Origin of the sequence: Streptomyces cucumeris, assembly GCF_024295805.1 — a bacterium.
Lineage (GTDB): Bacteria > Actinomycetota > Actinomycetes > Streptomycetales > Streptomycetaceae > Streptomyces > Streptomyces cucumeris.
The window spans coordinates 343,400-361,560 of sequence record NZ_JANCLX010000003.1; the positions used below are offsets into that span (position 1 = coordinate 343,400).

At 71.7% G+C, this 18,161-nt stretch carries 17 protein-coding genes; 7 read left to right on the forward strand and 10 right to left on the reverse strand.

What is annotated here, in order from left to right:
- The first annotated feature begins 94 nt into the window (after positions 1-94).
- From NMK44_RS06635 to NMK44_RS06650, 4 genes are read left to right on the forward strand one after another with little or no spacing between them, the layout of a single operon-like run.
- Positions 95-361 (forward strand): ferredoxin, encoded by a 267-nt coding sequence (locus NMK44_RS06635; protein WP_374215242.1) that lies wholly within the window; start codon positions 95-97, stop codon positions 359-361.
- Complete coding sequence (locus NMK44_RS06640; RefSeq protein ID WP_254739262.1) at positions 358-1,725, forward strand: NAD(P)/FAD-dependent oxidoreductase; 1,368 nt, start codon at positions 358-360, stop codon at positions 1,723-1,725. The genes NMK44_RS06635 and NMK44_RS06640 overlap by 4 nt, the downstream gene beginning before the upstream one ends.
- A 13-nt stretch (positions 1,726-1,738) precedes the next feature.
- Positions 1,739-2,965 carry a cytochrome P450 gene (locus NMK44_RS06645; protein WP_254739264.1) on the forward strand — a complete coding sequence of 409 codons (1,227 nt, stop codon included), beginning with the start codon at positions 1,739-1,741 and terminating at the stop codon, positions 2,963-2,965.
- 49 nt (positions 2,966-3,014) lie between these two features.
- Positions 3,015-3,590, forward strand: a complete 576-nt coding sequence (locus tag NMK44_RS06650; protein ID WP_254739266.1) for a GNAT family N-acetyltransferase — start codon at positions 3,015-3,017, stop codon at positions 3,588-3,590.
- A gap of 31 nt (positions 3,591-3,621) precedes the next feature.
- Here the strand turns inward: NMK44_RS06650 and NMK44_RS06655 are convergent, their stop codons facing one another.
- Together NMK44_RS06655 and NMK44_RS06660 are read right to left on the reverse strand one after the other, a co-directional pair.
- Entirely contained in the window at positions 3,622-4,530 is a 909-nt protein-coding gene (locus NMK44_RS06655) for a hypothetical protein (protein WP_254739268.1), read from the reverse strand.
- Positions 4,527-6,629 (reverse strand): PEP/pyruvate-binding domain-containing protein, encoded by a 2,103-nt coding sequence (locus NMK44_RS06660; protein WP_254739270.1) that lies wholly within the window; start codon positions 6,627-6,629, stop codon positions 4,527-4,529. Before NMK44_RS06660 ends, NMK44_RS06655 begins: the two co-directional genes overlap by 4 nt.
- A 557-nt stretch (positions 6,630-7,186) precedes the next feature.
- Here NMK44_RS06660 and NMK44_RS06665 point away from each other — a divergent pair.
- Complete coding sequence (locus tag NMK44_RS06665; RefSeq protein ID WP_254739272.1) at positions 7,187-7,585, forward strand: RNHCP domain-containing protein; 399 nt, start codon at positions 7,187-7,189, stop codon at positions 7,583-7,585.
- A gap of 54 nt (positions 7,586-7,639) precedes the next feature.
- On the opposite strand, the gene NMK44_RS06670 is transcribed toward NMK44_RS06665, so the two are convergent.
- Positions 7,640-9,154: an RICIN domain-containing protein gene (locus NMK44_RS06670; RefSeq protein WP_254739274.1), complete on the reverse strand. Its 1,515-nt coding sequence runs from the start codon at positions 9,152-9,154 to the stop codon at positions 7,640-7,642.
- Positions 9,155-9,320: 166 nt separating this feature from the next.
- Here NMK44_RS06670 and NMK44_RS06675 point away from each other — a divergent pair, with 166 nt between their 5' ends.
- Both NMK44_RS06675 and NMK44_RS06680 read left to right on the forward strand, forming a co-directional pair.
- A complete protein-coding gene (locus NMK44_RS06675; protein WP_254739276.1) occupies positions 9,321-10,238 on the forward strand; it encodes a hypothetical protein in 918 nt (305 codons plus the stop codon).
- A gap of 135 nt (positions 10,239-10,373) precedes the next feature.
- Entirely contained in the window at positions 10,374-10,736 is a 363-nt protein-coding gene (locus NMK44_RS06680; RefSeq protein ID WP_254739278.1) for a phospholipase A2, read from the forward strand.
- Positions 10,737-10,794: 58 nt separating this feature from the next.
- Here NMK44_RS06680 and NMK44_RS06685 read toward each other — a convergent pair whose 3' ends face one another.
- From NMK44_RS06685 to NMK44_RS06715, 7 genes are all read right to left on the reverse strand, one after another.
- Entirely contained in the window at positions 10,795-11,523 is a 729-nt protein-coding gene (locus tag NMK44_RS06685) for a rhomboid-like protein (protein WP_254739280.1), read from the reverse strand.
- Positions 11,523-12,341, reverse strand: a complete 819-nt coding sequence (locus NMK44_RS06690) for a S1 family peptidase (protein WP_254739282.1) — start codon at positions 12,339-12,341, stop codon at positions 11,523-11,525. Before NMK44_RS06690 ends, NMK44_RS06685 begins: the two co-directional genes overlap by 1 nt.
- A 244-nt stretch (positions 12,342-12,585) precedes the next feature.
- On the reverse strand, positions 12,586-14,370 hold the full coding sequence (locus NMK44_RS06695) for an FAD-binding dehydrogenase (protein WP_254739284.1): 1,785 nt from the start codon (positions 14,368-14,370) through the stop codon (positions 12,586-12,588).
- Between the two features lie 195 nt (positions 14,371-14,565).
- Positions 14,566-15,480: a GlxA family transcriptional regulator gene (locus tag NMK44_RS06700; protein ID WP_254739286.1), complete on the reverse strand. Its 915-nt coding sequence runs from the start codon at positions 15,478-15,480 to the stop codon at positions 14,566-14,568.
- A gap of 10 nt (positions 15,481-15,490) precedes the next feature.
- Positions 15,491-16,090 (reverse strand): isochorismatase family protein, encoded by a 600-nt coding sequence (locus NMK44_RS06705; RefSeq protein WP_254739288.1) that lies wholly within the window; start codon positions 16,088-16,090, stop codon positions 15,491-15,493.
- A gap of 110 nt (positions 16,091-16,200) precedes the next feature.
- Positions 16,201-17,019 carry an ABC transporter permease gene (locus NMK44_RS06710; RefSeq protein ID WP_254739290.1) on the reverse strand — a complete coding sequence of 273 codons (819 nt, stop codon included), beginning with the start codon at positions 17,017-17,019 and terminating at the stop codon, positions 16,201-16,203.
- Entirely contained in the window at positions 17,016-18,029 is a 1,014-nt protein-coding gene (locus NMK44_RS06715; RefSeq protein WP_254739291.1) for an ATP-binding cassette domain-containing protein, read from the reverse strand. The genes NMK44_RS06710 and NMK44_RS06715 overlap by 4 nt, the downstream gene beginning before the upstream one ends.
- Between the last annotated feature and the right edge of the window lie 132 nt (positions 18,030-18,161).

Consider the following 18,161-nt stretch of genomic DNA (forward strand, 5'->3'; position numbering starts at 1 on the left):
CGTGTACAGTTAGAATAGTGATGACTATCTGAATGCCCACCGCTATCACCGAGACCGCCGCTGACCAGCCGCGATCCGGAGGAAGGGAAGAGAGATGATCACGAAACCGGGACCACAGCCCCCATCGCACCCCCTGCGGCTCGTGGTGGACCTGAACCGCTGCCAGAGCTACGGACAGTGCGTCTACGCCGCCCCGACCGTCTTCCGGTTCCACGCAGAGGAATCGCTGGAGTACGACTACGCACCCGAGGGCGGGGTCCGCCGCGAGGTCGAGCGGGCCGCCGCCGCCTGCCCGGTCCAGGCGATCACCCTCGGCGGCGCCACCGAACCCGCGCCCGGTGCGCACGGAGACCACCGGTGACCGCGCCGGGCGCGGCAGGGCCGCGCACCGGCCGGATCGTCGTGGTCGGCGCCTCACTGGCCGGACTGCGCGCGGCCGAAGCCCTGCGCGACGAAGGGTTCACCGGAGAACTCACCATGATCGGGGACGAGCCCCACGCACCGTATGACCGGCCGCCCCTGTCCAAGGCGGTGCTCTCCGGACGGCTCGACTGCGATCACATCGAGCTGCCCCGGGTCCGCGACATCGACGCCCGCTGGCTGCTGGGCACCCCCGCCACCGGACTGGACGTCCCGGGCCACCGGGTGGCACTGGCCGACGGCCGGTCGATGGCCTACGACCGGTTGCTGATCGCCACCGGCACCCGGGCGCGCACCTGGCCCGCCCGGGCCGGAGGCGGCCTGGACGGCGTTCATGTGCTGCGCACCCGTGAGGACGCCGAACGGCTGCGCGGCGCGCTGCTGAACGGCCCCTCCCGGGTGCTGGTCATCGGCGCGGGGTTCACCGGCGGCGAAGTCGCCTCCTCCTGCGCCGAGTCCGGGCTCGCGGTGACGGTGACCCAGCGCGGCGCCGCACCACTGGCCGGTGCGCTGGGCGGGACGGTCGGCCGGGCCGCCGCGGACTGGTACCACGCGGCCGGGGTGGACCTGCGGCTGAACACCACGGTCCGGGCCCTGGAAGGCGATCCGTCCGGCCGGCTGCGCCGGGCCGTGCTCTCCGACGGCACGGTACTGGACACCGAGGTGGCCGTGGTCGCCACCGGAGCCCTGGCCAACACCGAGTGGCTGTCCGGATCCGGGCTCGCCGCCGACCACCGCGGAGTGGTGACCGACGACCGCTGCCGGGCCATGACCACCGACGGAAACCCCGCCGAGGACATCTTCGCCACCGGTGACATCGCCCGCCGGCCGCACCCCCTCCACCCCGGCCGACTGCTGCGGCTGAACCACTGGGACGGTGCCGTCGCCCAGGCCCGCACCGCCGCCCACCACATCGTCCACGGCCCCGGAGCCCAGCACCTCCGCCAACCGCTGCCCGCCTTCTGGTCCCAGCAGTTCGGCCACTACCTCAAATCCATCGGCGTACCGGCCCTCGCCGACCAGGTCGCCATCACCCAAGGCTCACTCCACCAGCGGCGGTTCGTCGCCGCCTACGGCCTCGAGGGCCGGCTGATCGGCGCCGTGGCGGTCGACTCACCCCGTGTGCTGGACGGCTACGCCGCGCTCATCGAAGCCCGTGCGCCGTTCCCACCCGCACTGGGCGCCACCGACGGCCCGGCCCACCCCGACATCATCGACGCCGCATTCCCCGGCCGCGACACCGGCGGCACCCGGGACCACCCCGGCCACACCCCCTCAGCCATCGCGCCCGCCCCGAACCGGTGAACGGAGAGCTCCCATGACCACATCCACCGCGCCCTCGGCCACCGAGCTGTTCGCCCGTGTCCTGCGCCACGAGCACCGCGCCGACCCGTACCCCCACTACACCCGGATGCTCGACCACCCCGTCAGCCGCCTGGACGACGGCTCCTGGCTGGTCAGCGGCTACCAGGAGATCAGGCAACTGCTGCACGACCCGCGCAGCAGCGCCGACCGGCTCGACCCGCAGAACACCACGCCCAAGGCCGCCAGGAGTCTGCTGCTCCAGGACCCGCCCTTCCACGACCAGCTCCGCCGCGTGGTCACCCAGGAGTTCATCCCCCGGATCATGGGCATGCGCGACCATCTCGGCGAACTGGTGGCCCGGCTGCTCGACGCCCACATCAGCGCCGGACCCGGCGAGCTCGACATCGTCGCCGATCTGGCCTACCCCCTGCCCGTCACGGTGATCTGCGAACTGCTCGGTGTGCCGGCCGAGGACGAACCCCTCTTCGGCAGCCTCGCCCGACGGCTCACCCGGGGCCTGGACCCCGTCGACACCCAGACCGAGGAAGAACTCCGTGAACTCGACCGTGCGCGCGGCGAGTTGGTCCAATACCTCGAAGGACTCATCGCCCGGCGCCGCAGCGACCCCGGCGACGACCTGCTGTCCGGGCTGATGTTCCACCAGGACCCCGACGATGTGCTGGACCCGGTCCAACTGCGCGTCACACTCGGCCTGCTGCTGATCGCCGGACACGAGACCACCGTCAACCTCATCGCCAACGGCACCCTCGCCCTGCTCCGCCACCCCGACGTCCTGGCCCGGCTGCGCACCGACCCTGACCTGGCCACACCGCTGGTGGAAGAGGTGCTGCGGCACGACCCGCCCGTGCAGATGTCCGGCCGCAGCGCCCTGGCCGATATCGACATCGCGAGCACCACCATCCCCCAGGGCTCCCGTATCCGCCTCATGCTCGCCGCGGGCAACCGGGACGCCATCCGCTTCGACGACCCCGGCCGGTTCGTCCCCGACCGCCGCGACAACGCCCACCTCGGCTTCGGCGGCGGTATCCACTACTGCGTCGGCGCCACCCTCGCCCGCGCCGAAGCGCAGATCGCCCTCACCGCCATCGCCCGCAGGCTCCAGGAACCGCGCCTGGTCGACGACCCGCCGCCGTACCGGGAGAACGCCATCCTGCGCGGCCCGGAACGGCTGCCGGTCGCCTTCGCGCGCCTCGGCCCGGACCACACACCCGCCCGGTGAACCCCCCACCCGTTGCGGCGCCCCGTCCAACGGATCGATCATGACTGTCATGGAGCGGCCGAGTGAGAGCATCGAGTGCGGGGACGTCGTCCTGCGACGCTGGCGGGGAGAGCGCGATGTCGCTCCCGCGTGCACACTGATCGAGGAATCCCTGGACCACCTGCGCCCGTGGATGCCCTGGGTCGCCGAGCACAGCGAACAGCACACCCGGGAGCTGCTGTCGAAGTACGTGGCCAAGTGGGACAGCGGCGAGTCCTACAACTACGCCATCGCCAGGGACGGCACGCTCATCGGCATGTGCCAGGTCTACCCCGGGACCGAACCCCGGGGATGGCGGCTGGGCTACTGGCTGCATCCCTCCGCCGTCGGCCAGGGCATCGCCACCCGCGCGACGGCCGCCATGACGGCCGAGATGTTCGCCCGGCCGGACGTGGCCTACCTGGAGATCACACACGACCTGGCCAACATCTCCAGCAGTGGCATCCCGCGCCGACTGGGATTCACCGAAGTCCGGCGTGACCAGGCGGCGCCACCCGTGCCACCCGCGGCACCCTCGGGCAGCGGTGTCGAGGTGATCTGGCGCCTGGACCGCCCCGCACCGCCGGAAACCGCGCCCCTCGTATGACCGGGGCAACGGCTCCGCCGCGCCGGCCCCCTCAGTGCCGGGACGCGGCCTGACCCTCGCCGAGGACACGCGCCGTGGCACGGTTGGTCGAGGCGTCCTCAATACAGCCCCGCAGCCGCATCACATCGTGCGGGGGAAGGGCGGGCCGGATCACCCCGGCGTACACCTTCTCCTCCAGACGGTGCAGCGAAGTCCGGTCGTTCAGGGCGGCGGTGGAGCGGCGGCAGGTCTGCCACAGGTCGTGCGCGGCGAGTTGCCGGGCCTCCGCCGCCACCTCACCCCGCATGTCGACCTGGAACACCACGGTGGTGGCCGCCGCGTCCGGGGCGGCTTCCGGCCGGGTCTGGGTGGCGTCCGCCAGACTGCCCCGCATCACCACCAGGAGCGCCACCGCGGCCACGGCGGCGACCAGGGCCGCCGCCTTCCGCCCGGCGCGGGACGGCGGTACGGCGGGCCGGTCCTCCAGCCGCGGTGAGCGCGCGCCCGCGCCGGGAGGGGCGGTAAGGCCCGCCAGCCGTCCGGCCAGCCGGCGTTCGGCACCGTGGCGGGTGGTCACCCCGGCGACCTTCTGGATGAGGAACGCGACACCGGACAGAGCGGCTCCGGCCACCATGAGGACGGGTACGAAGACGAACGTCCGCTGGGTGCCGTCCAGCTCCTCCGAGCCGATCCAGCGGAACCGGCGGTCCGGCGCTGCCTCCCGGGACTGCTCCAGCCGCCGCCGCACCTCCTCGACCCGGGCGTCGTACTCCACCAGACGCCGCTCCAGCCGCGACAGCCGGGACAGCAGGACCAGACAGGCCAGGAACCCCTCGATCACCAGCAGCAGGACCCCGGAGATCAGCGCGCGCTGCCACTCCCACCGGTACAGGTACAGCACCAGGTAGTAGCCCGCGTAGGTGGCCGAAAGACCGCCGAAGAGAAAGCCCACGTACTTCATGCCGCCGCTCCCTTCCGGCTCGCCGGAGTCTCCGGCTCGGAGTGTTCACCGGACTTCTCCACCGCTCCGGTGCCGCCGTCCACCCACAGATCGGTGCCGGGCGGAAAACGGTCCGGGGCATCGGGTACGCCGACGGCGGTCGGCACCCGGTACTCACGGGCCAGGACGGCGAGATGGGACAGGACGCTGCCGGTCTCGGCGACCAGGCCCGCGAGCCCGGGGAGCAACGGGGCCAGCGCCGGGTCGAGCGCGGAGACGACCAGCACCGCGCGCTCGGGCCGGTCACCGTGTCCGTCCCAGGCGACCCCAGTACCGATGCCTCCCCCGGCGCCCTGACCCGCACCGGTACGGCCACGCCCGTCCACGATCCGCGCCACCGGGTGGCCGTCGGCCAGTTGGAAGGCGGCGGGTAGGGCCGGGGCGTCCGGCCGCGGCAGCCGCTCGGCCAGATCGGGCGGCAGCCCGCCGCCGTCCGCGGCCCCGGTCAGCTCGCTCCACCGCAGCAGCAGGAGACGGGACATGCCCACCGCACCGTCATCGACCCGCAGCCTGGCACCGAGTTCACGCACCATCCCCACCTGCATCTCCTGCACCCAGCGGATACGCAGCCGCAGGCCCTCACGGACCGGGAGCGCTCCCACACCATGCGGAACCCCCGCCGCCACCGTGGTCTCCGGCAGGGCACCGCGGTCACCGAGCGTGGGAGGCAGCAGGGACAGCAGAACCGGGTGGCGCACCAGCAGTTGACCGTCACCCAGGCCCTGCGCCCGGCCCTCGGCCAGCACGGCCAGCGCCTCACCGGCACCGGTGGCCCCGGCACCCGACGGGAGCAGCGCCCCGGCCAGGGACTCCTGCGCATGCAGGGAGGACAGTACGGTGCGCCCCCAGGCGACCGCGTCCAGGAGCTGACCGCCGAGCATCTGCCGCGGGGCGGGGAAGTCGGCGAGGTGGCGGTCGACGTCCGCCATGAGGTCCAGTGCGAGCAGCGGCAGCGCGGAGCGCAGCCGTCCCACCCGCCAGGCGGCCATGACACGGCGGGCGCCGGGGGCCGGATTGATGAAGTCCCGCAGAGGATGGGCGGATCGCACCGCACCGAGAAGGCGCAGATCGGCGGCGGCCCGCCCGCCGACGGTGCTGACCACCGGCAGGGTGCGCAGCTTGCGCCGCGGCGCGGCCCCCGCGATGTCGAGGGCGAGGGTGAGCCCGTGGGACATGGGGGCCACCCACAGGTCCTCCTCCAGCGGCTGGAGCACCCCGGGGAAGGTCTCGGCGACCGGGCCGGGCCCCAGCAGCCGTGCGCCGCGCGGCGGCCGGACGGCCATCGCGGTGATCGGCCGGGCCTGGAACAGCCACAGACGGCCCTCCGCGTCGAAGCCGAACTCCATGTCCTGGGGGCGGCCGAACACCCGCTGGGTCCTCCTGGCCAGCCGGGCCAGCGAGGTGGTCTCGCGCCGGCCGAGCAGCCGCGCGGAGCGGGGTTCCGCCGGTTCGGACCCTAACCGTCTGCCCGAGCGGGACAGTTGGTAGCGCACCCCCTGGGTGCTGCCGTCCACCAGCCGGTCGGGGCCGCCGCTGACGGCGCTGACCAGGATGCGGTCCTCCCGGCCCTCCACCGGGTCCGCGCCGAACATCACCCCGCCGGTGACCGCCCGCAGCATCGGCTGCACCAGGACCGCCATACCGTCCAGCGGGTCCGTGTTCCGCCCCTCCGGAGGGTGGAGCACCTGCACACGGCGGGCCGATTCCAGGACCGTCCGCACCGCGTCGGTGAACTCCTCCCAGCCCCCCACGTCGAGCACGGACGCGAAGCGGCCCGCCATCGAGGAGTCCTCGGTGTCCTCGTGCGCCGAGGAGGACCGCACGACCAACGGCCGCCCGCCCTCACCGGTCAGCTCGGACCAGGCCCGGCGCAGCGCCTCCACCCCGGTGGGGGCGCCCTTCGCCCGCCCGGCCGGTACGAGGGCGAAGCCGGGGAGCACCGGCAGCCCCTCCACGGCGGCGCGGGCCAGATGAGCGGCCTTGGCACCGGTGACGGCGGAGTCCTTCGCGCGTTCGGTGTCCAGTGGAACCACCGCCAGCAGATCCGCATCTATTCCCACGTCCCCCTCCTTCTCCGCACGCGCGCGGGCCGGGACGGCCCGTGGACGCGTGCGATAGCCCCTGCCAGATACAGACGCCTGATCGCGTACAGGAGGTTGAGAGAGGGTTACGCGCGAGTAGATCCAGGGACGGACGACGGTCGCTTGGCACACTATTTCCCGTCCCCGCACTCCCGGCCGCCCCTCCTCCCCCGCCTAGACTGGAAGCGTCTCCGCGATCGCCGCCGACGCGGAGGGACACCGGACCGAGGAGAGGGAGGTGGCGTGATCACGATGACCCATGCCGCTGCTGATGCTGTCTGACGGGGGACGACGCCGACGGCAGTGAGACCGGACGGACACCTACCGGCGGCACGTGGCACACCCGCGTGACAGTGACCGGGACAAACCCACAAACCCGGTCGTGGTCCGGATCCGGAGTGGCCCGCCCACTCCGGTGAAGCTGGAGCCGGGAGTAATCGCCCGCACACAGGGGCGGTGAACCGCGTCACTCCCCGGTCGAGCCTGCGCACCCCGCCCCGGCGGGGGGAGAGCGAACGGAACCCTGCGCCTCCGAGTTGAAGACCCCCTTCGACTCGCCGAGGAGCAGCACCATCAGCAGAAGAACAACCGAGAACACCGGCTTCACCTGCGCGTACTGCGGCAGGGCGGTGGTGGCACTGGCCAACGGCGGCTACCGCAACCACTGTCCGTACTGTCTGCACTCGCTGCACGTGGACATCTCCGCCGGAGACCGTGCCAACGATTGCCGCGCGCTGATGCGCCCGGTCGCCGTCGAGCACCACTCCGCCAAGGGGTACATGATCGTCCACCAGTGCACCGGCTGCGGCACCTATGGCCGCAACCGCATGGCGGACGACCCGCACCACGGCGATGACCTCGACTCGGTCCTCGCCCTGATGCACCCGGCCGTCCGCGACCATGAAGCCGCACACCGGCGCCGGAGAAACCTCTGACGCCCCCAGTGGCTCCCGCCCCGGCGGGAGCCACTCCGGGGCCGTCCGTTCCCGCTATGTCCGGACGTCGAACATCCAGTAGTGGTCCGGATAGTCATCGCAGGGGAATTGGTTGACCGGCATGGCGATCTCCTTGCTCGCCGCGGGAACGGCCAGACACTGCTTGCTCCTTCCGTTCACGATGCGCACTCCGTCCGGCCATTTCTCCAGCCGCCATCGCTGGTCCGAAGAGCTGCCGCAAGGGCGCTGAATGGCCGCGGCCGCGGCGTCGAGGCTGGCATCGGCGATGGAAAGGCACTGCTTGCTGTGGGAGTTCAGGATCAGGAAGTAACCACTCCCCGTACCGCCCGCGGAGGCGGCCTGGAATGTCCAGTAGTGGTCGGGATGGGCACCGCAGGGGAACTGATTGACCTGGGTGCCCGACGTGGTGCTCGCGGCGGGGACGGCGAGGCACTGGTCACTGTTGGCGTTCGTGATCATCGTACGCCCGGCGGGCGGGACCACGGCGCGGGAAGCGGAGGGCGTGGTGCGCGCCGGTCCCGGGGAGTCCGCGCGTTTCGGCGCTTTGCTCGATGAGGGACTCGGCGGAGGGGACGCCGAGGTGGGTGCGGTGGTGGAAGGCTCTGCCGTGGACGGGGAGCGCGGAGGCGTAACCGGAGTCCGAGGGCTGGGGATGTCGCCTGGCATGGCCGTGGCGAGCGGTGGGCTGGCCGTTTCCCTCTGCCGTCCGCTGCCTTGACTGTGGGTGGCGAGGTAGATGAGACCCACCAGCGCCGCGAGAGCCGCCCACTGCGCGGGGGTGCGCCAGCGGTTCCACCGGTCGGCCGCCTCCGGCCGCCCACGCCGCGGTGGCGGGAGGTCGCCGGGTAAGGAGTCCGTCCGGGTGGGCGACGGGCGGGTGTTGTCCGCGGAGTCCGCCATGTCCGCGCTGGTCAAGGGCGTGGCCGACGCGGACACCGAGGGAGCGCCGGGAGCACCGGAGGCCTCGGGGGCCGCGGCGCGGGCGTCCCGGAGCGTGCTGAGGGCCTCCTTGTGCGCCTTGAGCGCCTCCGACTTGGTGCCTTCGGCCTCCTTGAGCCGTTCCCTGGCCTGCCGCAGCCGCTCGTGGGCCGCCGCGTCGGCCGACCGGCCGGGCGCGTCGGCGTGATCGAGGTCGGCGATGATCCGCAGCAGCGTCTGGATGAGGCGTTCGGACTCCGCGAGGTCGGCCTCCGCCTGCCGCTGCGCCCGCACGGCGTCCGCGAGCGCCTGCGCGGCCTTGGTCGGTGCGGGTTGCCGCGGCTGCCTGGCCTCTGTCAGGGCGTAGAGACGGCCGGCCTCGGCGTGGAGCCGCAGCCGGGTCGGCTCATCGCGCACCCGGTCATTGATCACCTTCTCCAGCAGATGGGCCGGGACCAGCCGTTCCCCACTGCGGTAGAGACCCCACATGGTCTTGCCGCCACCGGCGTACCGCTCGGCGAGCTCGCGCACGGTCAGGTCCCGGGTCACCTCTCCCAGCAGCCGGGCCAGGGCGTTGATGTGCTCGGTCTCGCCTCTCAAGCCCGCGTGCGGACGTCCTGCCCTGCCCATGCAGATCCCCCTCGGTGTCCGCGGACATCCCCTCTTGTCCACTGACGAACTGGCTTAACGCACAAAGGCGTTGTTGGTCAATCGGGTCGCTTGCCACGGTCGTGGCACCACCTCGTCCGGCGCGGCCCGGCGCCGATCGGTCACACCTCAGCCAGGAGGCACTCCGATGAAACGTCTTCCTCTCCCCGTCCGGCGCCGCCGCGGTGCCGGTGAGCCGGCCGGACAGCCGCGGCGCTCCGCGGTGCACCGCCTGTCCACGGCCAAGAAGGTCCTTTTCCTGCTCGGCGCGGCGGCACTGGCCATCGGTGTCCCCGCGCAGGCCGATCCGTCTCCGGCCCCCTCACCCGAGCCCCTCTCCATAGGCCGGATCGTGGCGGCCGAGGACAGCGTCTTCGCCCTGGCCGCCGACCACTCCGCCGTCTACGAGTGGTCCTCCGACACGGTCAACTGGCGCAAAGTGGGTGGTCGTACGAAGGACCTCTACGCGAGTGCCGACACCCTCTACGCCACCGACCTCGTCACCGGGGACATCAGCGAGTACGGCGGCGAACCCCACCAGTGGACCCGTATCGGCGGCCCCGGCGCCACCTTCGCCTCCTCGGGCGAGCACCTGTACGGCATCAGCCCCGACGGCAGCGGCGTATGGGAGTACACCGGCAAGGGCGATGTGTGGACCAAGGTCGGCGGGCCCGCCAAGGACCTCTACACCGGCCCCTCCGCGCCGCTCTACGCGACGGACCCGGCCACCGGCGACATCAGCACGTACGAGGACGGCCGGTGGGAGCAGATCGGCAGCGCCGGCGCCACGTTCGCCGTCACGGACAACAACATCTTCAAACTCACCTCCGACCGCTGCTGCGTGTGGGTGTACGAACCGGATCACAGCCGCTGGACCAAGGTCGGCGGGCGCTCGGGCGAGATCTTCGGCGGCAACACGCTCTACGCCACCAACCCTGACTCCGGCGACCTCTACAAGTACAACGGTCAGCCCGAGCGGTGGAACCGCGTCGGGGGCCCCGGCGCGGCGTTCACCACCAGCGGTGACCACCTCTACCGGCTCGCCTCCGACCGCCGCTCCGTCTAGAAGTACAGCGGCTCCGGAGCGGACGACAAGTGGACCGATCTCCACGCACCGGCCGCCCCCGCCTCGGCGGAGGAGAAGCTCGCCCGGCTCGACAGCCTGACCCAGGAGGGCGAGGGGTCCCGCACCGCCTGGATCATGGCCCTGTACGAGCACCAGAAGGGCACACCCGACCGCTATGAGTTCGACTGGTCCACCAACGGGTGCAACGCGTCCCCGGACTCCGTCGGGCGCTTCGACTTCCGGATCGCCTGCTACCGGCACGACTTCGCGTACGGCAGCTACCAGGATCTGCTCGGCGAGGGTTCCTTCCGCCAGAGCCTCGACGGACGCTCCGACAAGGACCGTGTCGACCGGATCCTCCTGCAGGACCTCGACAACATCTGCGAGAGCCGGGGCTGGCCGGTCGACTACACCGCCGCCGAGCGTGCTCAGTGCCACCGGACGGCCCGCCTCTACTACCAGGCCGTCCTCGCGAAGGGCTGGCTCGACACCCGGTGACCCGCTGAACGACGGGTGCCCGGCCGGCGGTCCGCCGGCCGGGCACCCGTCACGGTGGTCATCTGCCGTTCTCCCACGCGCCGGTCGCCGACCGCTTCCCCCGGTGGTCCGGCGACGGCGGGGTACCCCGGCTGAGCCGGTGCGCGACGGGCGGCAGCAGGAAGAGGAAGCCGATGGCGGCCGCCAGCACATGACCCACACTCGTGAAGTCGGGCAGCGACCCGACCCACTCCACGCCCGCGATGGGCCAGCCGATCACGAAGGCCGCCCACGGAAGCCGGGCGCGGCGCGGCATCATCGCCGTGGTGGCGGCCATGACGGCCTGGGCGCCGTAGCTGATGCCGAAGTCGAGCGTGCCGCGGACCTCGTCGGGATACCAGCCCTGCCGCAGGGCCACGGCGATGAGGCCGGCGGTGAGCAGTGTGGCGCCGATGTGCCCGGTGAGGAACACCGCGAACGCCCGGAGCGGGCCCCACCGCCGCTCGGCACGGGCCAGACACCAGCAGACGCCGAGTCCCAGCGTGATGACGGTGGCCGGGAACAGCAGCGAGGTGACGTCGGTCAGCGTGCCGTCGAAGACCAGCGCACTGCCGAGCAGCGCGGCCAGCGGACGGTCCGTCAGGTTGTCGAGGTTGGTGCTGATGTCACGCAGCACGGACTGGGCGCGGTCCTCCGTCAGTCCCCGGGTGATCCACACATGGGTCAGCAGCAACAGACAGACGTATCCGAAGGTGACCGGCGAGCGGCGGGGAAGGGCCAGGACCGCGTCGAGCGGGCGTCCGCGCATCACGTGGTGCCGAGCTGAGCGGTGATCTCCGAGGAGAAGGTGCTGACCCGGGTGTAGAGGCCGGGATGGCCCGCCTTGCCGCAGCCGACGCCCCAGGAGGTGATCCCGGCGACGACTCCGTCGACCACCAGCGGGGTGCCGCTGTCGTAGTCGCAGGTGTCCACACCGCCACGGGCGAAGTCGCCCGCGCAGGTGTACTGGCGGGAGTCGTACGCGTCGCCGTAGGAAGCGGCGCTCGCGCAGGAGGAGTCGGCGGTCACCGGGACGGTCGCGGTGCGCAGGACACCGCCGTCGAGGCCGCCGGAGGAGGTGGTGCCCCAGCCGAGGATCCGGGCGCTCCGTCCCGGCTGGTAGAGGTCGCGCGCATCCGGGGCGGCGATGGGCAGGGTCGGGGCGTCGATCGGGGACTTGAGGGTGAGCACGGCAACGTCGTTGCGGTAGCCGGTCTCGCCCTGGTGGGTGAAGGTGGCGTAGTCCGGGTGGCGCCAGATACGGGCGACGCTCACCGAAGTGCCGCCCGGGGAGACCATGGTGTTCCGGCCGGAGACCGCCCGCAGCAGGCCCGGGACCTTCAGGAAGGCGTCCACGCAGTGCCCCGCGGTGAGGACCTTGGTCGGGGCGATCAGTGTGCCCCCGCAGAAGGAGAAGGGGACCACCGCGGGCTTGAGCGCGACGGCCCACGGGTGATCCGCCGCGCGCGCCGGCTGTCCGCCCTGCACCGCCACGGCGGGACCGGCGGCGCTGAACAGCGCGGCGTACACCAGGGCCGTGGCGGAAAGGGCGGTTACGGCGCGCTTCCGTAGGGCGGTGATCCTCACGACAGATTCTCCTTGCGTGCACTCACGTTCTTCGTATCGCGTGGCCCTTCTGAGCAGACCTGAGCAGACCTGCTCAGGTCTGCACGGGTCTGCTGGGGAAAGGGCCGCACCGAAGTATGTAAGGCACCGGCCGCACAACATCGTCCCTAGCCCGCGCCAACCGTCCAACTCTGGGCGTTTGTACAGTTTTCCTTGCCAACGGTGACGGTCAGCCGCTGTGGCTCATCGGCGTTGGACCGGGAGCTCAGGTGGCGGTGGCGGCCGCCGCCGCCCGGCCCGCCTGGCGGCCGGAGAACAGACAGCCGCCGAGGAAGGTGCCCTCCAGGGAGCGGTAGCCGTGGACACCGCCCCCGCCGAAGCCCGCGACCTCACCGGCCGCGTACAGTCCGGGGACCGGCTGGCCGGAGGCGTTCAGGACACGGCCGGAGAGATCGGTCTGGAGGCCGCCGAGGGTCTTGCGGGTGAGGATGTTGAGGCGGACGGCGACCAGCGGTCCGGCGCCGGAGTCCAGGATCCGGTGGGCCGAGGCCGTACGGCTGATCGCGTCCCCGGGGTAGGCCAGGGCATTACGGATACCCATGACCTGCACGTCCTTGGTGTAGGGGTTGGCGATCTCCCGGTCCCGGGCCTCGATCCGGCGGGTGAGGTCATCCAGCTTGATGAGGTTGTCGCCGGTGAGCTTGTTCATCCCCCGGACGAGCTCCGACAGGGTCGTCGCCACGATGAAGTCCACACCCTGCTTGGTGAACTTCTCGATCGGTTCCGGGGTCTGCCAGATACGGGACAGCAGCTTCCAGATGTTCTTCTCCGTGAGGTCGGGGTTCTGCTCGGACCCGGAGAGCGCGAACTCCTTCGCGAGGATCTTGTGGGTGGTGACGAACCACGAGTAGTCGTACCCGGTGTCGGTGATCGACTTCAGGGTGTGCAGGGTGTCGTAACCGGGGATGTCGGGCGAGTCGAAGCGTTTACCGGTGGCGTCGAACCACAGGGACGACGGGCCGGGCAGGATGCGGATGCCGTGGCCGGGCCAGATCGGGTCGTAGTTGCGCAGGCCCTCGGTGTAGTGCCACATCCGGTCGGGGTTGACGATCCGCCCGCCCGCCTTCTCCGTGATAGCGAGCATCCGCCCGTCCACGTAGGCCGGGACCCCGGTGACCATGAACTTCGGCGGGGTGCCCAGCCGGGCAGGCCAGTTGCGCCGGACGAGGTCGTGGTCGGCTCCGATACCGCCGGAGGTGACGATCGTGACCGGGGCGCGGAGTTCGAACTCCCCGACCACCTTGCGGGAACTGGGCTTGCCGCGCTGCGCGTTGCTCGGCTCCAGGACCGCGCCGCGTACACCGGTGACACGGCCGTCCGTGGTCACGAGGTCATCGACCCGGTGCCGGAACTTGAAGGTGATCCTGCCCTCCGCCTGGGCGGCGCGCACCTTCTTCTCGAACGGTTCGACGACGGCGGGGCCGGTGCCCCAGGTGACGTGGAAGCGCGGCACCGAGTTGCCGTGTCCGTCCGCCAGCCCGCCGCCGCGCTCGGCCCAGCCGACGATCGGAAACCACTTCACATCGAGCCCGGCGAGCCAGGACCGCTTCTCACCGGAGGCGAAGTCCACATATGCCTCGGCCCATTTGTACGCCCAGTGGTCCTGGCCCGAGGGGTCTCCGACACCCCGGTCGAACCCGGCCGTGCCCAGCCAGTCCTGCCAGGCCAGCTCACGGGAGTCCTTGATGCCCATCAGCCGCTGTTCATCGGAGTCCACGAGGAACAGACCGCCGAAGGACCAGAACGCCTGCCCTCCCAGGTTGCTCTCCGGTTCCTGGTCCAGCAGCAGCACTTTGCGTCCGGCCGCCGCCAGTTCGGACGCGGCCACCAGCCCGGCGAGCCCGTGGCCGACGACGATCGCGTCCGCGTCCTGCGACCCGGCGGCGAAGGCGGGCGCGGCCTGGGCGAGGGTCGCGGCGGCGAGGGCTCCGCCGGTCACGGTCAGGGCGTGGCGGCGGGTCATACCGGCCGGGACTGACGTGTTCTGCATGGGGGCTCGCCTTCCGGGACATGGGGGCATGCGGAGGGACGGGGAGGCGCGTGGAGCCCCTGCGACGGCAGGGTGTTACCGACGGTAGCCCAGGAGGCTCATCGCGACCAGAGTGCTGCGCGATGAACCGGCCCCGGGGGTGCGGACGTCGGCGTGGCGTGTACGTTCCGGCCGCGGCCGGAACGCGGCCACCGGTCAGACCACCTCACGGGCCCGCAGCCGGCGCAGCATACGCGGGTCCTCGAAGCCGACCGCGCGGGCGGCGGCATCGACCGTGGCGCCGTGGCTCATGAGGTGTTCGGCGCGTTCGAGGCGGAGCGCCTGCTGATAGCGCAGCGGGGTGAGGCCGCCGGTGGCACGGGTGAAGAGGCGGGTGAGGGTACGCTCGCTCACGCCCACGGCGGTGGCCAGGGCGGACAGCGGCAAGGGCCGGTCGAAGCGGGCGTCGAGCAGGTCCTGGACGCGGTGCACGGTGTCATCGAGGTGGGACCGGTACCGGAGCATGGCGCTGGCCTGCGGTTCATGGCCGTTGCGCCGCGCGTAGACGACCATGTCCCGGGCCACCTGGGCGGCGACGGCGGGGCCGTGCCGGGTGGCGACGAGGTGCAGGGCCAGGTCGATGCCACTGGCGATACCGGCCGAGGTGACCACCCGGTCATCGGCGGTGTACAGCACATCGCGGATGACCGTCGCCCCGGGGTAGCGGCGGGCGAGCTCGTCCTGCACATCGTGGTGTGTCGTACAGCGGCGGCCGTCGAGCATGCCCGCCCGGCCGAGCGCCTCGGCTCCGGCACAGACGCTGGCGACGGTCCCGCCCCCGGCGTGGTGGTCCCGGAGGGCCCGCAGGGGGCCCGGGCCGATGGCCGGACTGTCGGCCAGGGTGCGCCCTCGCCAGCCGGGCACCACGATCAGGTCCTCGGGGCCGAGTGCGGGCCAGTCGAGCCGGGCCACCAGGGGCAGGCCCTGAGCAGTCTCGACCAGCGGCCGCTCGGCGACGTAGGAGAGCGTGTAGGGGTGCCCGAGGTCCGCGGCCGTGGAGAAGGCCTGCGCGGGACCCGCCAGGTCCAGCAGATGGACACCGGGCACCAGGAGGAAGACGACGTGGCTCACGATCCGGTCATCATGCCCGAGAGCCGGCCGCGGCTTCCAGTTCCGCGACGGTGGCGATGGTGGCGAAGCGTCCGGCGAGGGCGTACTCGGTACGCCTGATGACCTCCTCGGCGCTCAGGGTGCGGGGGTCGGCGACAAGCTCGTCGACGCTCTGGCCGGCGGGAGCGTCACGGTGCGGGATGGGGTTGGTCGCGGTGGCGTCGACGACGAAGGTGACCGCGTAGCCGAGGTCGCTCGCCAGCCGGGTGGTGGTCTCCACGCACTGCTCGGTGCGGATACCGCAGACCGTGAGCTCGCGGATACCGCGCTCGGTGAGGAGTTGCTGCAGATGGGTGGTGGTGAAGGCGTTGTGCGAGGTCTTGTGGAGCAGCGGCTCCCCGTCCTGGCGCCGCAGCTCCTCCAGCAGCCGGACATGGCCGAGGGCCGGGTCGAAGACATCGCCGCTGCCGGGCTCGGTGTGCAGGACCCACACCACCAGGTCCCCGGCCTGCCGGGCGAGCCGGACCAGCCGGTCCACCCTGTCGGCGATCTTCGGGTCGGAGATGGTCTCCCACAGCGGCCGTGCGCGGAAGGATTCCTGGACGTCGATGACGATCAGTGCTCGGGTCATGTCCCCAGACTGTCCGGCGCGGCCGGGGTGGCGACAGGCCGCATCGGGTCGGGAGGCGGACCGATCCGGTCACGGCCGCGGCTGCGGCCGTGACCGGAGGGGCGGCTCTCCTACGTCGACTTCCGGTAGGCCCGGAAGGCCCGTGTGGCCAGGAAGCCCATCACGGCGACGGCCGCCGCGAGGACGCCCAGACGTGTCCCGACCACGCTCCAGTCGGTGTGCGCGGCCATCGCCTCCCGCGCCGCCACGACCGCCCACTCCACGGGGTTGTACGCGGCGACGCTCCGCACCCAGCCCGGGGCGAGCTGAAGGTCCATCACGGCAGAGCTCAGGAACATCAGCGGCAAGGTGGTGAACTGGGAGATCGCGATCAGTGTGGCCTGCTGACGGGTCAGCAGGGCAACGGCGTTGGACAGTGCCGAGAAGATCAGTGTCAGCAGCGCCGCGGCCAGCACGGTGAGGGCGACACCGGCGGGGCCACCGGGGAAGGTGGCACCGGCGATCAGCGCGATGACCACGATGACCAGGCTCTGGATGACGGTCTGGATCGCCTGGTGGGCCATGGTCGCGCACATCATGGCGGCCCGGCTGGCGGGAGAGGTCAGCAGCCGGTCCATCACGCCGCGGTCGATGTCCTGCAGATAGGTCGTCCCCGCCCATGCGCTGGCGAACAGCGCGGTCATCATCACCACACCGGGTGTGAGGAACCGCAGGAACCCGCCGTCGCCGTGGGTGAAGCCGGGCAGGTCCACGACCGACCGGAAGAGCCGGCTGAACAACAGCAGCCAGATCACCGGCTGGACCAGCCCGACGATGAGGAAGGTGGGTGTCCGCCACAGGGTGCGCATCAGACGGCCGGTGAGGAACGCGGTGTGCGCGATCAGGGTCAGCGGCCGCGCACCGGTGGACTCCGTGTGTGCTGTGGTCACTTCGCCGCCTCCAGGGCCTTCAGGTCCTCGCCACCGGGGGCCTGAAGGGCGTGGCCGGTGTGCCGGAGGTAGACGTCGTCGAGCGAGGGGCGGGCAAGCGTCGCCGAGGCCACGGCGATTCCCGCCTCGTCGAGTGCGGCCAGCGCGGGTGGCAGCGCCCGGGCGCCGTCGTCGGTACGGCCACGGACCGTGCACCCGTCCATGGTGATCTCGCGCAGTCCGTGCACCCGTCGCAGCACCGCGGCTGCCCTGTCGTCGGCTTCGGCCAGCTCGATCTGCACCGCGTCGCCGCGCAGCTCGCTCTTGAGTTCCTCGGGGGTGCCCGTGGCGACCACCGTGCCGTGGTCGACGATCGCGAGCCGGTCGGCCAAGTGGTCGGCCTCGTCGAGGTAGTGGGTGGTGAGCAGCACCGTCATCTGCTCGTCAGCGGCCATCCTGGCGATCTCGTGCCACATCTCGCTCCGCGCCTGGGGATCGAGACCGGTGGTGGGCTCATCGAGGAAGAGCACCTGCGGGCGGTGCATCAGCCCCAGCGCGACGTCCAGCTTGCGTGCCATACCGCCGGAGTACGTGCTCACCAGCCGGTTCGCGGCCTCGGCCAGACCGAACCGGTCGATGAGCTCACGGGCCCGCGCCGTGGCGTCATGGCGGGACATCCCGTGGAGGCGCCCCGCGAGCAGCAGATTCTCGGTCGCCGTCGCCATCGGGTCCGTACCGGGCTTCTGGGCCACGAACCCGATCGCCCGGCGCACCCGATGCGGTTTCGCCGTCACGTCGACACCGGCGACGTGCGCCGACCCCGAGTCGGCCACCGACAGCGTGGAGAGAATCTTCACCGTGGTGGACTTGCCCGCCCCGTTCGGGCCGAGCAGCCCGAAGACGGTCCCCTTGGCGGCGGAGAAGCTCAGTCCCCGCAGCGCGCGGACCGGTGGGTTGTTCCTGCCTGCCGAATAGGTCTTGACCAGATCGACGGCTTCCAGAGCCGTCTGCGCTCGCCGAACCGCAACCATCGCCGCACACCCTTGTCACTGTCTGGTGTGACTCCCACCTTCCTGGTGTCACCGGACACGAGGAGGCTGAATGGCGAGGGCGGAACCCTACGGTGAGATGTCGCAGCCAGACGCTAACAAGGGCGCGCAGGC